Below are 17449 nucleotides of genomic sequence, written 5' to 3' on the forward strand. Positions count from 1 at the left end.
CGCGCCAATATCTCATCCATGAGTTATCGTCGGCTCATGACCATGGTCGACGAAGCACCCCAGCACCTCGCACAGGTCGCCGCCCTCATCCGCGGCGCACGCCAGAACAAGGGCCTCACCCAGGCCCAGCTCGCCGAGCGTCTCGGGACGAGCCAGAGCGCGATCCACCGGATCGAGCAGGGCTCGCAGAACGTGAGCCTCGACATGCTCGCCCGGATCAGCGCCGCGCTCGACTCGGAGATCATCTCGTTCGGCGCACCCAAGCACTCCCACCTGCGGGTCAGCGGCGGTCACGTGCTCTCGGGCCGCATCGAGGTCAACTCCTCGAAGAACGGCGCGGTCGCCCTGCTGTGCGCCTCGCTCCTCAACCGGGGACGCACCACGCTGCGCCGCGTCGCCCGCATCGTGGAGGTCGACCGCATCGTCGACGTCCTGCGCAGCATCGGCGTGCAGGCCACCTGGTCGACCGACGGCCGTGACCTCGAGATCGTCGTGCCCGCGCAGCTCGACCTCGCCTCGATCGACGTCGACGCGGCCCGTCGCACCCGGTCGATCATCATGTTCCTCGGCCCCCTGCTCGGACTCCAGGACGAGTTCTCCCTCCCCTACGCGGGCGGCTGCGACCTGGGCACCCGGACCGTCGAGCCCCACATGATCGCGCTGCGCCCGTTCGGGCTGTCGGTCACCGCGGCCTCTGGCAACTACGAGGCCGTCGTCGCGACCCCCGGCACCCAGGACCTGAGCGTCGTGCTGACCGAGCGCGGCGACACGGTCACGGAGAACGCGATCATGGCCGCCGCGTCTCGCGACGGCGTGACCACGATCCGCAACGCGAGCCCCAACTACATGGTCCAGGACCTCTGCTTCTACCTGGAGCTCCTGGGCGTGCGCATCGAGGGCATCGGCACCACGACGCTGCGCATCCACGGACGCACCGACATCGATGCCGACGTCGAGTACGCGGTGTCCGAGGACCCCGTCGAGGCCATGAGCCTCCTGACCGCCGGGATCGTCACGGGCTCCGAGATCACGGTCGCGCGCGTGCCGATCGAGTTCATGGAGATCGAGCTCGCGACGCTGTCCGAGATGGGCCTGCGCTACTCGCTCTCCCCCGAGTACCTGGCCCTCAACGGCCGCACCCGCCTGGTCGACGTCGCCGTCCACCCGAGCGAGCTCCACGCGCCGATCGACAAGATCCACCCCATGCCGTTCCCGGGGCTCAACATCGACAACCTGCCGTTCTTCGCCGTCATCGCGGCGTGCGCGAGCGGGCACACCCTCATCCACGACTGGGTCTACGAGGGACGGGCGATCCACCTGACGGACCTCACGCGTCTCGGCGCCGACGTCCGGCTGCTCGACTCGCACCGGCTCGACATCACCGGCCCGACCCACTGGTCGGGCGCCGAGGTGAGCTGCCCGCCGGCTCTGCGGCCCGCCGTCGTGATCCTGCTCGCGATGCTCGCCGCGAAGGGCACCTCGGTGCTGCGCAACGTCGACATCATCTCTCGCGGCTACGAGCAGCTCCAGGAGCGGCTCATCGAGCTCGGCGCGCGGATCGAGACGTTCCGCGACTGACCTGACCCGACGACAGGACGGGCGCGACCCTCGCAAGGGTCGCGCCCGTCCTGTCGTCTCGTCCCGTGCCCGGGTCCTGCCCGGGCCGCGAGGTCAGCGTCCCGTGTAGTTGGGAGCCTCGACCGTCATCTGGATGTCGTGCGGGTGCGACTCCTTGAGCCCGGCCGGCGTGATGCGCACGAACTTGCCGCGCTCTTGGAGCTGCGGGATGGTGTGCGCGCCGACGTAGAACATCGACTGGTGCAGGCCACCGACGAGCTGGTGAGCGACCGCCCCGAGCGGGCCGCGGTAGGGCACCTGCCCCTCGATGCCCTCGGGCACGATCTTGTCGTCGCTCGCGACGTCGGCCTGGAAGTAGCGGTCCTTGGAGTAGGACACCTTCTTGCCGCGCGAGGCCATGGCACCGATCGAGCCCATGCCGCGGTAGAGCTTGAACTGCTTGCCGTTGACGAACACGAGGTCGCCCGGGCTCTCGTCGCAGCCCGCGAGGAGCGAGCCGAGCATGACGGTGTCCGCACCCGCGACGAGCGCCTTGGCGATGTCGCCCGAGTACTGCAGGCCGCCATCGCCGATGACCGGGACACCGGCAGGGCGGCACGCGAGCGAGGCCTCGTAGATCGCGGTGACCTGCGGGACGCCGACGCCCGCGACGACGCGGGTCGTGCAGATCGAGCCCGGGCCCACGCCGACCTTGACGCCGTCGGCCCCGGCGTCGACGAGCGCCTGCGCGCCCGCACGGGTCGCGACGTTTCCGCCGACGACCTGGACGTCCTTGAACGCCGGGTCCGCCTTGAGCTTGCGGATCATGTCGAGCAGGAGGCGAGCGTGGCCGTTCGCGGTGTCGGCGACCAGGACGTCCACACCGGCCTCGGCGAGCGCGGTCGCACGGGTCCACGCGTCACCGAAGAACCCGATCGCCGCCCCCACGCGCAGACGACCCTCGCCATCCTTGGTCGCGCCGGGGTACTGCTCCGTCTTGACGAAGTCCTTGACCGTGATGAGGCCACCCAGACGGCCCTCGGCGTCGATGAGCGGGAGCTTCTCGATCTTGTGCTTGGCCAGGAGCGCGGCGGCGTCGTCGCGCGCGATGCCGATCGGAGCCGTCACGAGGGGCATGGGCGTCATGATCTCGAACACGCGCCGCTCGGCGAAGTCCGCGGGGTTGACGAACCGCAGGTCCCTGTTGGTGATGATGCCGACGAGCTTGCCGTCGGGCTCGACCACGGGCAGACCGGACACCCGGTACTGGCCGCACAGCGCGTCGAGCTCCGCGAGCGTGGCCTCGGGGCCGACCGTGACCGGGTCGGTGATCATGCCGGACTCGGACCTCTTGACGAGGTCGACCTCCTTGGCCTGCGCCTCGATCGACAGGTTGCGGTGGATGATGCCGATCCCACCCTGGCGGGCCATCGCGATCGCCATGCGCGACTCGGTCACGGTGTCCATCGCCGCCGAGAGCAGCGGTGCGGACATGGTGATCTCGCGCGTCAGCCGGGCGGTCGTGTCGACCTCGCTCGGGATGACGTCCGTCTCGTTCGGGAGCAGGAGGACGTCGTCGTACGTCAGTCCGGTGAAGCCGAAGGGGTCGTGTGCGGGGGCTGCGAGAGAGTCGGTCACATCAAGATTCTACGCTCAGGGCCTCCCGCATATTCCCGGCCGTCCCGCCAACGGGACGGCCGGGAGACAGCCGGGAGCCTGCGCGTGGTGCAGGTCACCGCACGACGGCGAGGGCCTCGTGGAGCAGACCGGTGAAGCTGCGCACGCGCTGGACCGTCGAGGCGTAGGGCAGGCTCGCCGCGGCCTCGTCGTTCGCGAGGCCGACGAAGATCGGCAGGTCCGGGTTGGCCTCGTGCAACGTCTGCACGACGTCGAGCACGGGCCGGGGCTGCATGGTCACGACCGCGATGGCCGCGGGGCGGACCATGGTGACGAGCTCGAGCGAGCGGTGCGCCGTGGCCGAGCCCGTGACGATGCGCGCCATGGCCCCCTGCGCGCCGAGCGCTGCGGCCAGGGCGTGCGCCGCGAGCGGCACCTGCTCGCCCGGCGCCGCGAAGATCAGGACGATCCGGCGCATGCGGCTCGGGTGGTTGGGCGGAGGCCCGCCTCCCGCGACGAGCGCCTCCTCGGACGCGTGCGTGTACTCACGCAGGGCGGCCAGGGTCGCGTTGGAGAACACGACCTCGGGCATCTCGCCGGGGGACGCGAGGAACGTCCGCTCGGCGATGCGGTGCAGCGCGGGCTCGACGAGCGTCGACCACCAGTGGCCGGGGTCGGTGCCGGGTGCGATGCGCAGGAGCTGGTCGCACTTCTTCTGGTCGAACGCGATGGCGGCGTCCACGACGTCGGACACGCTCGTCGGGCGCGGAGCGCCGAGACGCACGGGCTCGTCGTCGGCCGACCGCGGCACCGAGCGCAGGAGCCGGACCCCGCCGGGCGGGGTGTCGGCCGCCGAGGAGGAGTCGGTGCCCGGCTCGGGGTCACCGTCACCGTCGGGGCCGTCCGCGCCGTCGGCGTCGTCGTCCGCGTCGTCGTCCGCGTCGTCGTCCGCCTCGCTGTGCCCGACCTCGATCTCGAGGGCCAGCTCGGCCTCGTCGGCGTCGAGCGCTGCGCGCGCGGCGTCGACCGGGGCGACCCCCTCGAGCGTCAGGCGGCGCATGACGACGAGCCGCGCGACGTCGTCGGCGGTGTACCGCCGGTGGGAACCGGCGGTGTGCTCGGAGGGCCCGAGACCGTACCGACGGTCCCAGGTGCGGAGGGTGGCCGGGGCGACGCCCAGCCTCTTGGCGACGGCCGCGACGGCGAGAGCTGGTGCCTCGGTCGCCTTCCGTCGGGGCCCGCCGGGGTTCGGGGCGGACCGGAGTGAAGTCATGCACCCGATTCTGCCGACCGGTTCATTCACTCGCCACTTCGGACGCGGCGTGTCTCAGTCCGTGATGACCGGATCGCCTGAACTACTCCTGAAACGAGTGCGGTTCGCGCCACCCGAGACGCAAATCGATGCAGACCACCAAGAACCGGTTCACGAAGTTGCCCACCCCAGCCACTTGAACAACTTCTGCAACGCTTGTAGGTTGTGCTCCATGACAGAGATCTCGAGGCTCCCCGGACCGGTCATGGAACTGTGGGAATGGCAGTACCAGGGCTCGTGCCGTGACCAGGACGACACCCTGTTCTTCCACCCGGAGGGCGAGCGAGGCTCGACCCGACGACGACGCGCCGAGGCAGCCAAGGCGATCTGCGCCTCGTGCCCGGTGATGATGCAGTGCCGCGAGCAGTCCCTCAAGGTGCGTGAGCCCTACGGGGTCTGGGGCGGCCTGAGCGAGGACGAGCGCGCAGCGATCCTGGCCGGCGTCGCGAAGACCGGCTGACGGGTCGTCCCGTCGGTCCGCGTCCAGTCGGTCCGCGTAGTCGGTCCGCGTCCAGTCGGTCCGCACCACGCAGACCGCACCACGTAGACCATGCCGCCACCGCCGGCAGCCGTCAGCAGCCTTCAGCAGCGTCAGTTGCCTCAGCACCCGTCAGCACCCGTCAGCACCCACCACACGTCCCCGGCGCCCGCGCCGGCCTCGAGATCCAGCCGGCACCGGACACGACGAAGGGCCCCGCAACCGACAGGTTGCGGGGCCCTTCGTCACCAGCAGTGCTGCTGGACGTCAGCCCGTGATCAGAAGATCAGGAGACGACCACGGCGAGGATGTCGCGTGCGGAGAGCACCAGGTACTCCTGGCCCCCGTACTTGACCTCGGTGCCGCCGTACTTGCTGTAGATGACCTTGTCGCCGACGACGACGTCCAGCGGGACGCGGTTGCCGTTGTCGTCGATACGACCCGGACCAACGGCCAGGACCTCGCCCTCCTGGGGCTTCTCCTTGGCGGTGTCCGGAATGACCAGGCCGGATGCGGTCGTGGTCTCGGCCTCGAGGGCCTTCACGACGATCCGGTCCTCGAGCGGCTTGATGGGGACCGACACGTCGGACCTCCGTTTCGCTGTGAGAACTGCAACGGGTAGGTGTCGAGCGCTGCCTGCCGTCCGTCGTCGCGGGTGCCGGACCGGCGGGTGTCGCTCTTGTCGCCCTCACCCGGGGGTGGGGACGACCTACGCTCAATCTAGGTCCGCATTAGCACTCGGTCAAGGCGAGTGCCAACGCGCGCCGGGCGTGGAAAGATCGACGCATGGACGCGTCGGCACTGACCAAGCTGCTCAGCCCGGCGGGATGGTCGCTCCTCAGCGCGCTCCCGCCCTACGACGAGCGCCAGGCCATGGTGCTCGCGACCGGCCTGCGCGCCCAGGGCGTCGACCCCGAGCTCGCCGCGGCGGCCCTCACCCAGTCCCGCCTGCGCGCCAAGGCGCACCTCAAGTTCGACGCGTTCGCCGACGGCATGCTCTTCACCCAGGACGGCCTCGAGCAGGCGACCCGGCTCGTGGTCGCGGCCCACCACGCGCGGCGGTACCACGCGGCCGGGGTCACCAAGGTGGCCGACCTGACGTGCGGGATCGGCGCGGACTCGATGACCTTCGCCGGGACGGGGCTCCAGGTCCTCGCGACCGACATCGACGAGGTCACCGCCTCGATCGCGACGGTCAACCTGCGCCACTTCCCCGAGGCCGAGGTCCGCCACGCCGACGGCCTGAGCATCGACCTCGTCGCGGAGGGCGTCGACGGTGTGTTCGCCGACCCGGCCCGGCGCACGCGATCGGGCACCCGCATCTTCGACCCGCGCTCGTACGCTCCCCCGCTCGACGACGTGTGGGCGCTGCGCTCGGTCGTGCCCGCGGTCGGGATCAAGGTCGGTCCCGGCATCCCGCACGCGGGCCTGCCCACCGACGCCGAGACGCAGTGGGTCTCGGTCGACGGCGACGTCGTCGAGGCCGCGCTGTGGTTCGGCCCCCTGGCCCCCGACGGCCCCGGGCGCACGGCCCTCGTGCTGCGTACCACGACCGACGCGGACGGCGACCGGCGCACGACGTCGCGCACCCTGCGCCACGACCAGGGCGACGACGAGCCCGTGCCGGACGTCGGCGCCGTCGGGCACTACCTGTACGAGCCCGACGGCGCGATCATCCGCGCCGGGCTCGTGGCACACGCCGCCGCGGAGCTCGGCGGCCGCCTGCTGGACCGGACCATCGCATACGTCACGACGGACCACCCCGCCCCGCGCGCAGTCGTGGGCAGCGCCGACGGCGCTGATCTTGCGACCGGGTACCGCGTCCTGGACGTCATGCCCTTCAGCCTCAAGAAGCTCAAGGCGTACCTGCGGGAGCGGGGCGTCGGGAGACTGACCATCAAGAAGCGGGGCACGGCCGTCGTGCCGGAGCAGCTCCGCAAGCAGCTCGACCTGCGCGGTACCGCGGAGGCGACCGTCGTCCTGACCCGGGTCGGCGGATCGCAGCAGGTCCTGGTCGTCGAGCCGTTGACCCGGCCCGACGGCACGAGCGTCCTGGACACCCCCGCACCTGGAGAGAGGGGCTGATCGGTGCACCTTCCCTTCGCCCGGTCCGAGCGCTCGTCCGTCGGCATCGAGTGGGAGCTCGCGCTCGTCGACAAGGACTCGGGCGACCTGCGCCAGGTCGCCCAGACCGTGCTCGACGCCGTCGAGCCCACCGACGGCACCCAGCACCCGCACATCCGCCAGGAGCTGCTCCTCAACACGGTCGAGGTCGTGAGCGGCGTGTGCCGCACGGTCGGCGACGCCGGCCGCGACCTGGAGGCCGCGATCGAGGAGATCCGCGTCCTGACCGACCCGCTGCGCGTCGAGCTCATGAGCGCGGGCACGCACCCGTTCGCGCGCTGGGCCCAGCAGAAGGTCACGGACAAGGAGCGCTACGCGACCCTCATCGACCGCACGCAGTGGTGGGGGCGGCAGATGCTCATCTACGGCGTGCACGTGCACGTGGGGATCGAGGACCGCGCGAAGGTGCTGCCCATCTCGCGCGCCATGCTGGGGTACTTCGCGCACCTGCAGTCGCTCTCGGCGTCGTCGCCGTTCTGGGGCGGCAAGGACACGGGCTACGCGTCGAACCGTGCGCTCATGTTCCAGCAGCTCCCGACCGCGGGCCTGGGCTTCCAGTTCGAGACGTGGGAGCAGCTCGAGGGCTACGTCGGCGACATGATGCACACGGGCGTGATCGACCAGTTCGACGAGGTCCGCTGGGACCTGCGGCCGTCCCCACGCTTCGGGACGCTCGAGACGCGCATCTGCGACGGCGCGACCAACCTGACCGAGGTCCTCGCGCTCGCCGCGCTCAACCACTGCCTGGTCGAGCACCTGTCGACGCTGCTCGACGAGGGCAAGGAGCTGCCCACGATCCCGGCGTGGTTCGCGCAGGAGAACAAGTGGCGCTCGGCCCGCTACGGCATGGACGCGATCATCATCCTCGACCGTGCGGGCAACGAGGAGCTCGTGACCGAGGCCGTGAGCAAGCTGCTGGTCGAGCTCGAACCGGTGGCCGCACGTCTCGGGTGCCTCGCCGAGCTCGACGACGTGCGCCTCATCCTGCGCCGGGGCGCCTCCTACCAGCGGCAGCGGGCAGTGGCGCGGCGCAACGGGGGCGAGCTCGACGCCGTCGTGCGGGCGCTCGTCGCGGAGATGCGGGCGGGCCGCCCGCTCTGAAGGCGCCCGACGGCGACGCGCGGCACCCCGCGCACGTCGCCACGGTGCCCGCGCGGGCCGCCCGACCGTGCGCGCTCGCGGTCCTGCCGCCCCCGCGCGCCGGTCCGGAAAATGCGTTGCCCCTGCTGAGACGATGGGGCGCATGGATCCTGCGGACTTCTACACGGGCATCGTCGCCGAGCTCTACGCTCCCCTGAAGTCCGGCTACGAGGATCCGGAGCGCTACGCGCGCTTCGTGCTCGACTCGGGCGAGCCGGCCCTCGAGCTGGGCTGCGGCGACGGCGACCCGCTCCTTGTCCTGCGCTCGCTGGGGCTCGACGTCGAGGGCGTGGACTCGTCGGCCGACATGCTCGAGCGGTGCCGCGAGCTCGCGGCCGTCCAGGGCCTCGACGTGACGCTCCACCACCAGCGCATGGAGTCGCTCGACCTGCCGCACACGTACCGCTCGATCTACCTCGCGGGGCCCACGTTCTGCCTCCTGCCCGACGACGACACGGCCCTCGCGGCGCTGCGCGGCATCCGGTCCCACCTGACCGACGACGGGACCGCCCTGGTCCCGCTGTTCGTCCCGTCCCCCACTCCCCCTGACGCGGTCGGCGTCTCCCGCGAGACGACGCGCGAGGACGGCGCCGTCCTGCGGGTCGGGGTCGTGGCCGAGGACCGCGACGAGCCCACGCGGACCCAGCGCAGCGCGCTGCGCTACGAGCGGGTCCTCGACGGGGCGAGCACGGTCGAGGAGCGGCTCTGGACGATCCACTGGTACACGCAGGACGGGTTCCGGGCGCTCGCCGCGGAGGCGGGCCTCGAGACGGTCGCCGTCCAGGACGAGGAAGGGCACCACGCCGCGGCGGACGCCGACGAGTTCACGTTCCTGCTGCGCCCCGCGCGCTGACCGCTGGGCTCACCCCGGCCGTCCCTGCCGTCCCGGCCGTCGAGAACGGGGTCGAGGTCGTCATCGCGTGGATGGCGACCTCGACCCCGTTCTCGTCCCGGCTCAGACCGAGACGGTCGTGAGCGGCATCGACGAGTCGACGGGGATGTCCAGGCCCGACGGCGCCACCCCGGCCCGCACGACGGCGGACCCGAGCGCGGCGATCATCGCGCCGTTGTCGGTGCAGTAGCGGATCGGCGGGATGCGCAGGTCGATCCCGGCCGCGGCGCAGCGCTCGGCCGCCATGTCGCGCAGCTGGGAGTTGGCGCTGAAGCCTCCGCCGACCACGAGGGTCTCGACGCCGTGCCGCCGGCAGGCCGCGATGGTCTTGGCCGTGAGGACGTCGGCGACGGCCTCGGCGAACGAGGCCGCGACGTCGTTGAGGGGCACCTCGAGGCCGCTGTCGACGCGGGCCTCGACCCACCGGGCCACAGCGGTCTTGAGCCCGGAGAACGAGAAGTCGTACGCGTGCTTGTCCTGGTCCTTGCGGGCCGTGAGGCCGCGCGGGAACCGGATCGCGGTCGGGTCGCCCTCGCGCGCGAGGCGGTCGATGTGCGGGCCGCCCGGGTAGGGCAGGCCGAGCAGGCGGCCGACCTTGTCGAAGGCCTCGCCCGCGGCGTCGTCGAGCGTCGAGCCGAGCTCGGTGACGTCCGTCGCGATGTCGTCGACGAGGAGCAGCGACGAGTGCCCGCCCGAGACCACGAGCGCCATGACGCGCTCGGGGAGCTCGCCGTGGACGAGCTCGTCCACGGCGGCGTGGCCGATCACGTGGTTGACGCCGTAGAGCGGCTTGTTCAGGCCGATCGACAGGGCCTTGGCGGCCGAGGCGCCGATCGTGAGCGGGCCCACGAGGCCGGGCCCGGCCGTCACGGCGATCGCGTCGATCTCGGACAGGTCGACGTCGGCCTGGCCCAGTGCGCGCTGGATCGTGGGGATCATCGCCTCGAGGTGGGCGCGCGAGGCGACCTCGGGGATGATGCCGCCGTAGCGGGCGTGCTCGTCCATGGAGCTCGCGACCGCGTCGACGAGGAGCTCGCGTCCGCGCACGAGCGCGACGCCCGTCTCGTCGCAGGACGACTCGATCCCGAGGACCAGGGGCGCGCCGAGGGTGTCAGAGGAACCGCCAGAAACCATGGTTCCCAGGGTAGTCGTGCGCGGGAGGTCGTCGTGCGCGCCGCGGCACCGGCCAGGCGCGGGCGGGCCGTGACCAGCCCGCGGCCGGGCCCGCCGGAGGCGATGTGTCGCACGTCACGGCGCCCGCCGGGAAGAGTGATTGATCCTTCAACTGTTGACCGAGGCATGAGCACAGAGACCTTCACCCCCATCGACGCCGCGTTCGACGACCTCCTCGAGATCGACGCCCAGGTCGCCGACCTCCTGTTCCGCGAGGCACGTACCGTCAACGCCTTCGAGGACGAGGTGGTCCCGGACGAGAAGATCCAGGCCGCCTACGACCTGGTCCGCTGGGGCCCGACCGCCATGAACACCGTCCCGCTGCGCCTCCTCGTGGTCCGCGACCCCGAGGCCCGTGCGCGCCTCGTCGAGCACATGGCCGACGGCAACAAGGCCAAGACCCTCGCCGCGCCGCTGACCATCGTCGCCGCGGCCGACCCCAACTTCCACGAGTTCCTCCCGGTCCTCGCCCCCCACATGGAGGGCGCCAAGGAGAACCTCGAGGCGGCCGGCGTCGAGACGCGCACCGGCATGTCCCGCACGTCGGCGCTGATCCAGGTCGGCTACTTCATCGTGGGCCTGCGCGCCGCCGGTCTGCACGTCGGCCCCATGGGCGGGTTCGACGCCGCCGGCATCGACGCCGAGTTCTTCGGCGAGAACGGCTGGAACTCGCTCGTCGTCATCAACGTCGGCACCCCCGCCGGCGAGGGTGCGACGTACCCCCGCCAGACGCGCCTCACGTTCGACCAGGCCTCCGAGACCCTCTAGGCCCCCTGCGGTCGCAGCGTCGACGACGCTGAGGCCCCCGGGCGGCGCGGCGCAACCCTGCTCCGGCGCCCAGCTCGTCGCGACCGCCCTGCACGACCCCAGGACCCGTCCGGTCAGGCCCCCGTGGCCACCGGGCGGGTCTCGTCGTTCGACCACTGCGACCACGAACCCGCGTACAGCGCGGCGTCGACGCCGATCGTCGCGAGGGCCGCGACCTCGTGCGCGGCCGTGACCCCCGAGCCGCAGTACACACCGACCCGACCGTGGGTGCCGTCGCCCAGGCCCAGGCCCGCGAAGCGATCGCGCAGCGCCGCCTCGTCGAGGAACCGTCCGCCAGGCCCCAGGTTGCCGGTCGTCGGCGCGCTCACCGCGCCCGGCACGTGCCCCGCGCGCGGGTCCACGGGCTCGACCTCGCCACGGAAGCGCTCGCCCGCCCGGGCGTCCAGCAGCAGCCCGCTGCCCGACGACGCCAGGTGCGCCGCGTCGTCGGGCGTGAGCGTGGGGAGCTCGCCCTGGGACAGGAGGACGTCGCCCGGGACCGGGACCACGTCGCCCGTCTCGACGGCGAAGCCCTCGTCGGTCCAGGCGCCCAGGCCCCCGTCGAGCAGGCGGACGTCCTCGAGGCCCGCCCAGCGCAGGAGCCACCAGGCGCGTGCGGCCGACGTGGCACCCACGGCGTCGTACGCGACCACGCGCGACCCCGCGCGCACGCCCCAGCGGCGGGCCGCCGCCTGGAGGTCGGCGACGTCTGGCAGCGGGTGGCGCCCCCGCGCAGGCGACGGTGGTGCGGCGAGCTCGGTCTCGAGGTCCACGAACACCGCGCCGGGCAGGTGCCCCGCGAGGTGCTGCTCGTGGCCGTCGGTCACACCCAGCGCCCAGCGGACGTCGAGCAGGACCAGGTCGCCGGTGCGCGCGGCGAGCTCGTCGTGCAGCGCCCGTGCCGAGACGAGCACCACGTCCCGAGCGCTCACGCGACGCCCGGCTCGTCGGGGAGCACGCCGCTCTCGCCGCCCGTCGGAGCAGGTGGTGCGGACTCGTCGGTCAGCTCGAGGCGCATGGTGTAGGCGTCGACGTCCTCGGGCTGGTAGTACCGCTTGCGGATGCCGAGCTGCTCGAACCCGAACTTGCCGTACATGGCCAGCGCCGCGTCGTTGTCGACCGCGACCTCCAGCAGGACCGCGCTCGCCCCGACCTGGCGCGACCGGTCGATCAGCGCCGTCAGGAGCACCGAGCCGATGCCCAGGTGGTGGTACTGCGGGTCCACCCCGATCGTCATGACCTGCGTGACGTCACCGTCGAACCACAGGCCCGCATAGCCCACGAGGTCCTGCGGACCCGCCGCGTAGATCCGGACGGGCTCGGCCGCGACGTACCAGCGGCCCAGCGCGCCGAGCTCCTCGGCCAGCATCCCGTACGTCCAGGCGCTCGGCCCGAACAGCTCCTGCTCGAGCCGCACGACGCGCGGGAGGTCCGCCGCGCGCAGCGGCCGCAGCTTGACCTCGTAGTGCGCGCTCACGCCCCGCTCGCCTTCCGATCGGCCGGGGGTGCGTCGGTCGCGCGCTTGCGGGCCGCGGGCTCCTGGACGTCGGGGCGGCGCAGGTACAACGGCTCGGTGGGCTGCTCGACACCCGCGTCGCGTCGCGCGATCGCGAGCCGCGCCAGCACGACCGCGTCGGGGACGAGTGGGGCGTCCTCGGCGAGCGGCAGGTGATCGGGGTAGAGGGCGGCGCCCTCGCCCACGACCACGGCACCCTCGACCTGGTCGGCCAGCCCCGCGGCCGGACCCACGTCCGGCCCCGCGACGAGCTCGACGACCGGCGTCGCGTGCGGCCCCTCGTGCGCGACGACGCGGTAGCGCGCCCAGTAGACCTCACGGCGGCGCGCGTCGGCCGTCGCGAGGACCTCCTCGCCCGGCGTCAGCCCCAGGTCGCTCACGGCCTGCGCCGCGATCGCGTCGAGCCCCGAGACGCCGAGCGCCGGGACGCCGAGCGACAGCGCGAGCGTGCGCGCCGTGACCAGCCCGACCCGCAGGCCCGTGAAGGGGGCCGGCCCCGTGCCCGCGACGACCGCGGTCAGCGCGGTGCGGTCCACCCCGGCCTCGGCGAGCACCTCGCTGATGAGCGGGGCCAGGGTCTCGGCGTGCCGGCGGCGCTCGTCCGCCGAGCGCACAGCGAGCCGTTCACCGCCGTCCCCGACGAGGGCGACCGCGACGGCGGCTGACGTATCGAGCGCGAGAACTGCCACGGTCCCAGCCTACTTTTCCGCGGGCCGGTTCGCGGCCAGGTCCTGGTCGGACGAGGCACCGGCGGCCGAGCCCGCTGCGGCGTGCTCCGTCGCGGTGTGCTCCGCCGCGGCCTCGACCGCCGCACGCAGGGCGTCCGCGAGCCCGTCGACCTCGGCCCACCGGTCACCCAGGGCTCGCACGGTCACGTGACGGACCCCGGCCTCGGGCGCCTCGGCCTCGTCGTCGGCCTCGTCAGGGGCGTCGGACTCGCCGGACCGGGGCACCGCGGCCGTGGCAGACGTGTCGACGCCGCCCCGGGGGCGCTCGATCGTGATCTCCAGGCGGTCCTCCGCGAGGGACTCCACGAGGTCCTGCCCCCACTCGACGACCGTGACCGACTCGTCGAGGCTCGCGTCGAGGTCGAGGGCCTCGACCTCGTCGAGCGAACCGAGCCGGTACGCGTCGACGTGGACCAGGTACGGGCCGTCCGCGAGCGGCGGGTGGACGCGCGCGATGATGAAGGTCGGCGACGCGACCTGGCCGCGCACCCCCAGCCCCGTGCCGATGCCCTGCGTCAGGGTCGTCTTGCCCGCGCCCAGGTCGCCCGTGAGCATCACGAGGTCGCCCGCGCGCAGCTCGCGCGCCAGGGCGAGTCCGAACGCGCGGGTCGCGTCCGCGTCGGGCAGGTCGAAGGTCAGGTCGGTCATGACAGCCACTCCTGGTCGTCGTGCGTGCGGTCACGCAGCGTGTGGTCCTGTGCGCGGTCCGCCCGCGCCGGGGCGGGCCCCCCGAGGGCGGCGTCACCGCCCGTGGTGAGCTCCGCCGTCGGGCCTGACGCGTCGCCGTCCCGGTAGACGCGCGGCACGCTGGCCCCCAGGCGCGTCGTGATCTCGTAGCTGATGGTCCCGGCGGCGAGCGCCCAGTCCTCCGCGGTCGGGGCTCCGCCGCGCGCGAGGCCCGTCCCCGGACCGAACAACGTCACGACGTCGCCCGCCTCCTCGGCGGCATACGGGCCCAGGTCGAGCACGAACTGGTCCATGCAGACCCGCCCCGCGACGTGCAGGACACGGCCCGTGCCGTCCACCCCGCCGGCCTCGTCGATCGGCCCGCCGACGAGCACCGGGCCGCCCGGCCGCTCGGGCAGGGCGCCCGACGCGTGCCGCGGGATGCCGTCGGCGTAGCCGAGGGGCACCACACCGAGGACCGTCGCCTGCGACGTCGTGTAGGCGTGCGCGTACGACACGCCCTGGCCCTCCGGGACGCGCTTGACGGTCGCGAGCTCGGCCTCGAGCGTCATGGCCGGGGTCAGCCCGAAGTCGTCGGGCGTCCCGAGCTGCGGGACCGGCGAGAGCCCGTAGACCGCGAGGCCCGGGCGCACGAGGTCGTAGTGCACGCTCGGGTTCGTCAGGGTCGCCGCCGAGTTCGCGAGGTGGCGCACCTCGAACCGGGCGCCCGCGCCCTCGGCCGTCCGGACCGCCTCGTCGAAGACCTCGACCTGGTGCAGGACGGTCGGGTGCTCGGGCTCGTCCGCGAACGCGAAGTGCGACCAGATCCCGACGACGCTCAGCACACCCTCCGACTCGGCCCGCAGCGCCGCGTCGAGCGCTGCCGGCAGCTGGTCCGGCACGATCCCGTTGCGCCCCAGCCCCGTGTCGATCTTGAGGTGCACGCGAGCCGGGCGCCCGGCCGCGCGGGCCGCGTCGGCGACCTCCTCGATCGCCCACAGCGAGGCGACCGAGACGTCGATCTCGGCGTCGACGAGCGCCCGGAGCGGGGCACCCGGGGCGTAGAGCCACGTGAGGACCCGCGCCTGGTCCGGGCCGATGCCCGCGGCGCGCAGTGCGAGCGCCTCGGAGACCTGGGCCGTGCCGAGCCACGTCGCGCCGCCCGCGAGCGCCGCCCGGGCGCTCGGCAGCAGTCCGTGGCCGTACGCGTCGGCCTTGACGACGGCCATGACCTGCGCGGTGCTCGCGCGGGACGCGAGGGCCTCGACGTTCGAGCGGATCGCGCCCAGGTCGATCACGGCGCGCGCCGGGAAGTAGTCGGCGGGGCGCGGGGCGCCTGCCGCCGTGAGAGAGGTGAAGTCGTCCGCGGATCCGTGCCTGGGGTCGCTGAAGGGGCTCACGGTCACCGATTCTCTCACCGGTTCCTTCACCCGCCTGCGGGACGCCTCCCGCCGACGGTGACCGGGGCCCCCGCCGAGGGTGACGTACGCACCCGCCGAGGGTGACGCCGTCGGCCCTAGGGCCACTCCTGGAGAGGGCGGGTCGTCTCGAACCGCCGCTGCTCCCCGCTGAGCGGGTCGACGAACTCGATCGAGCGCGAGACGAGCTGGAGCGGGCGGCTGAAGTCGTCGGGGCGCACGTCGTAGAACGTCGGGTAGAAGTTGTCGTGCAGGATCGGCAGACCGAGCGAGTTCATGTGCAGCCGGAGCTGATGGGTCTTGCCCGTGTGCGGCGTGAGGCGGTAGAGGCCGAGCGTGCGGGGTGCCCCCTGGCCCGGGCCGGGCGCGGCCCCCCGGGTGTCCACGAGCTCGACGAGGCTCTCGGAGTTCGGCTCGCCGGGCACCTCGAAGGCACGCATGACGCCGCGCTCCTTGTGGATGCGGCTGCGCACGACGCGCGGCAGGTCGAGCGTCGGGTCGACGCCCGCGACGGCCTCGTAGACCTTGGTCACACGTCGCTCGGCGAAGAGCGTCTGGTACGGACCGCGGACCTCGGGTCGTACGGTCAGGACGAGGACCCCGCCGGTGACACGGTCGAGGCGGTGGGCGGGCGAGAGCTCGGGCAGCTCGAGATCTCGCCGCAGCCGCACGAGCGCGGACTCTGCGATGAACGCGCCTCGCGGGATGCTCGCGAGGAAGTGCGGCTTGTCGACGACCACCAGGTCGTCGTCCTGGTACAGGATCTCGATCTCGAAAGGTACGCGCGTCTCGACCGGTGGGTCCCGGTAGAGGAACACGCGCGCGTGCTGCGCGAAGGCCGTCTCGGCGGTCACCGGGCGCCCCAGGTGGTCGACGACCTCGCCCGCGGCGACCTTCTCACGCAGGCGCGGCTCGTCGTCGGGGAAGCGGTGGACCAGGTGGTCGAGGACGGTCTCCCACCGGGGCGCCCCCACGCTGCCGTCGCCGTTCGCCGGCAGGACGACGCGCGTCGCGTTGAGCCCGTCCCGCACGGGCAGCGGCTGGAACGGGATCCGCCGACGGCGCGGCGGGACGTGAGAGGTCGTGGGGGGCGGCACGCCTCCACGGTAGCCGCTGCCCCGGCGCAGGCGTCTGCGCTGGTCGGGTGACGCTCAGGGACGCACGACGACGTCGGCCCGGTCTCGTGTCGAGGCCACCAGCCGGGCGTTGGTCTCGTCGGAGCCGAGCACCCACTCCCGCGCCGCGGCGGGCGTCCTGCCGTGACGGACGTGCCGTGCCACGAGTCGTTCGACGCGCGTCGCGTCCTGAAGGTCGACGAACCACGTCTCGTCGAGGAGGTCCCGGACCGGGGTCCACCGCCCGTCGTCGTGCTCGTCGCCGAGGAGAAGGTAGTTGCCCTCGGTCAGGACGAGCTCGACCTCCGGCCCCACCGGTATCGAGCCGGCCACGGGCTCCTCGATCTCACGGTCGAACGCGGGGGCGTAGACCGTGACTCCTCGGCGTGGCGCCCGGAGCCGCTCGAGAAGGGCCACGAAGCCGTGCGCGTCGAACGTGTCGGGCGCGCCCTTGCGGGCCCGGCGACCGAGGCGTCCGAGCTCGACGTCCGCGAGGTGGAACCCGTCCATGGGCACGACGACGGCTCGCACCCCGGTCGACCCGGCCGGAGGCGGGCGGTGGTCACGCAGAGCCGGTGGCCCCTCGACCGTTCCGGCGTCCGGGGCGCCGGGCACCGTCCCGCCCGCGAGCGCGGCCAGGACGTCCGCGGCGAGCGTCGACTTGCCCGCTCCGGGTGACCCCGCGATCCCGACGAGCACCCTCACACGGCCGCGCGACTCCGGCGCGCGCCGGGCAGAGTCGACGAGCGCTAGACATCGCGCCACGAGGGCGGCAACGACGTCACCCTCGACCACGACCTGGTCACCCTCGATCCGCATGCGTCACCCTCGGCCCCTCGTCTCGTCACCCTCGGCGGGTGGGTGCGTCACCCTCGGCCCCTCGTCTCGTCACCCTCGGCGGGTGCC

At 73.0% G+C, this 17449-nt stretch carries 17 protein-coding genes; 6 read left to right on the plus strand and 11 right to left on the minus strand.

Annotated elements, in window-relative coordinates; all coding sequences use genetic code 11:
- Positions 1-36 precede the first annotated feature (36 nt).
- Entirely contained in the window at positions 37-1578 is a 1542-nt protein-coding gene (locus ACFVQ3_RS11365; RefSeq protein ID WP_387638862.1) for a UDP-N-acetylglucosamine 1-carboxyvinyltransferase, read from the plus strand.
- 93 nt (positions 1579-1671) lie between these two features.
- Here the strand turns inward: ACFVQ3_RS11365 and guaB are convergent, their stop codons facing one another.
- Both guaB and ACFVQ3_RS11375 read right to left on the minus strand, forming a co-directional pair.
- Complete coding sequence (gene guaB, locus ACFVQ3_RS11370) at positions 1672-3195, minus strand: IMP dehydrogenase (protein WP_387638865.1); 1524 nt, start codon at positions 3193-3195, stop codon at positions 1672-1674.
- 94 nt (positions 3196-3289) lie between these two features.
- Entirely contained in the window at positions 3290-4447 is a 1158-nt protein-coding gene (locus ACFVQ3_RS11375) for a MerR family transcriptional regulator (protein ID WP_387638867.1), read from the minus strand.
- Between the two features lie 211 nt (positions 4448-4658).
- Between ACFVQ3_RS11375 and ACFVQ3_RS11380 the strand changes: the two genes are divergently transcribed.
- Positions 4659-4946, plus strand: a complete 288-nt coding sequence (locus tag ACFVQ3_RS11380; protein ID WP_030151886.1) for a WhiB family transcriptional regulator — start codon at positions 4659-4661, stop codon at positions 4944-4946.
- A gap of 304 nt (positions 4947-5250) precedes the next feature.
- Here ACFVQ3_RS11380 and groES read toward each other — a convergent pair whose 3' ends face one another.
- Positions 5251-5547 (minus strand): co-chaperone GroES, encoded by a 297-nt coding sequence (gene groES / locus ACFVQ3_RS11385; protein WP_030151887.1) that lies wholly within the window; start codon positions 5545-5547, stop codon positions 5251-5253.
- Positions 5548-5750: 203 nt separating this feature from the next.
- On the opposite strand from groES, the gene ACFVQ3_RS11390 reads away from it, so the two are divergent.
- From ACFVQ3_RS11390 to ACFVQ3_RS11400, 3 genes are all read left to right on the plus strand, one after another.
- Positions 5751-7049, plus strand: coding sequence for an SAM-dependent methyltransferase (locus tag ACFVQ3_RS11390; RefSeq protein WP_387638871.1), 1299 nt, complete (start codon positions 5751-5753; stop codon positions 7047-7049).
- Positions 7050-7052: 3 nt separating this feature from the next.
- Positions 7053-8189, plus strand: a complete 1137-nt coding sequence (locus ACFVQ3_RS11395) for a glutamate--cysteine ligase (RefSeq protein WP_138825488.1) — start codon at positions 7053-7055, stop codon at positions 8187-8189.
- A gap of 142 nt (positions 8190-8331) precedes the next feature.
- Positions 8332-9081: a class I SAM-dependent methyltransferase gene (locus ACFVQ3_RS11400; protein WP_387638874.1), complete on the plus strand. Its 750-nt coding sequence runs from the start codon at positions 8332-8334 to the stop codon at positions 9079-9081.
- A gap of 102 nt (positions 9082-9183) precedes the next feature.
- Here ACFVQ3_RS11400 and tsaD read toward each other — a convergent pair whose 3' ends face one another.
- Entirely contained in the window at positions 9184-10254 is a 1071-nt protein-coding gene (gene tsaD, locus ACFVQ3_RS11405; protein ID WP_387638877.1) for a tRNA (adenosine(37)-N6)-threonylcarbamoyltransferase complex transferase subunit TsaD, read from the minus strand.
- A 165-nt stretch (positions 10255-10419) separates the two neighbouring features.
- Between tsaD and ACFVQ3_RS11410 the strand changes: the two genes are divergently transcribed.
- Entirely contained in the window at positions 10420-11061 is a 642-nt protein-coding gene (locus tag ACFVQ3_RS11410) for a malonic semialdehyde reductase (RefSeq protein ID WP_387638879.1), read from the plus strand.
- A gap of 113 nt (positions 11062-11174) precedes the next feature.
- Here ACFVQ3_RS11410 and ACFVQ3_RS11415 read toward each other — a convergent pair whose 3' ends face one another.
- The 7 genes from ACFVQ3_RS11415 to ACFVQ3_RS11445 form a co-directional block, all read right to left on the minus strand.
- The gene (locus tag ACFVQ3_RS11415) at positions 11175-12032 is read right to left on the minus strand and encodes a sulfurtransferase (protein ID WP_387638882.1); all 858 of its coding nucleotides are present in this window, start codon (positions 12030-12032) and stop codon (positions 11175-11177) included.
- A complete protein-coding gene (gene rimI, locus ACFVQ3_RS11420; RefSeq protein WP_387638884.1) occupies positions 12029-12577 on the minus strand; it encodes a ribosomal protein S18-alanine N-acetyltransferase in 549 nt (182 codons plus the stop codon). Before rimI ends, ACFVQ3_RS11415 begins: the two co-directional genes overlap by 4 nt.
- On the minus strand, positions 12574-13305 hold the full coding sequence (tsaB, locus tag ACFVQ3_RS11425) for a tRNA (adenosine(37)-N6)-threonylcarbamoyltransferase complex dimerization subunit type 1 TsaB (protein ID WP_387638886.1): 732 nt from the start codon (positions 13303-13305) through the stop codon (positions 12574-12576). Before tsaB ends, rimI begins: the two co-directional genes overlap by 4 nt.
- A gap of 9 nt (positions 13306-13314) precedes the next feature.
- Positions 13315-13992: a tRNA (adenosine(37)-N6)-threonylcarbamoyltransferase complex ATPase subunit type 1 TsaE gene (tsaE, locus tag ACFVQ3_RS11430; RefSeq protein ID WP_387638888.1), complete on the minus strand. Its 678-nt coding sequence runs from the start codon at positions 13990-13992 to the stop codon at positions 13315-13317.
- Positions 13989-15308 (minus strand): alanine racemase, encoded by a 1320-nt coding sequence (gene alr / locus ACFVQ3_RS11435; RefSeq protein WP_387639042.1) that lies wholly within the window; start codon positions 15306-15308, stop codon positions 13989-13991. Before alr ends, tsaE begins: the two co-directional genes overlap by 4 nt.
- Before the next feature lie 218 nt (positions 15309-15526).
- Positions 15527-16525, minus strand: coding sequence for a pseudouridine synthase (locus tag ACFVQ3_RS11440; RefSeq protein ID WP_387638891.1), 999 nt, complete (start codon positions 16523-16525; stop codon positions 15527-15529).
- A 54-nt stretch (positions 16526-16579) separates the two neighbouring features.
- Positions 16580-17362, minus strand: a complete 783-nt coding sequence (locus ACFVQ3_RS11445; protein ID WP_387638894.1) for a nucleoside/nucleotide kinase family protein — start codon at positions 17360-17362, stop codon at positions 16580-16582.
- Between the last annotated feature and the right edge of the window lie 87 nt (positions 17363-17449).

It is taken from the genome of Oerskovia sp. NPDC057915 (genome assembly GCF_042887685.1).
In the GTDB taxonomy this organism is placed as follows: domain Bacteria; phylum Actinomycetota; class Actinomycetes; order Actinomycetales; family Cellulomonadaceae; genus Oerskovia.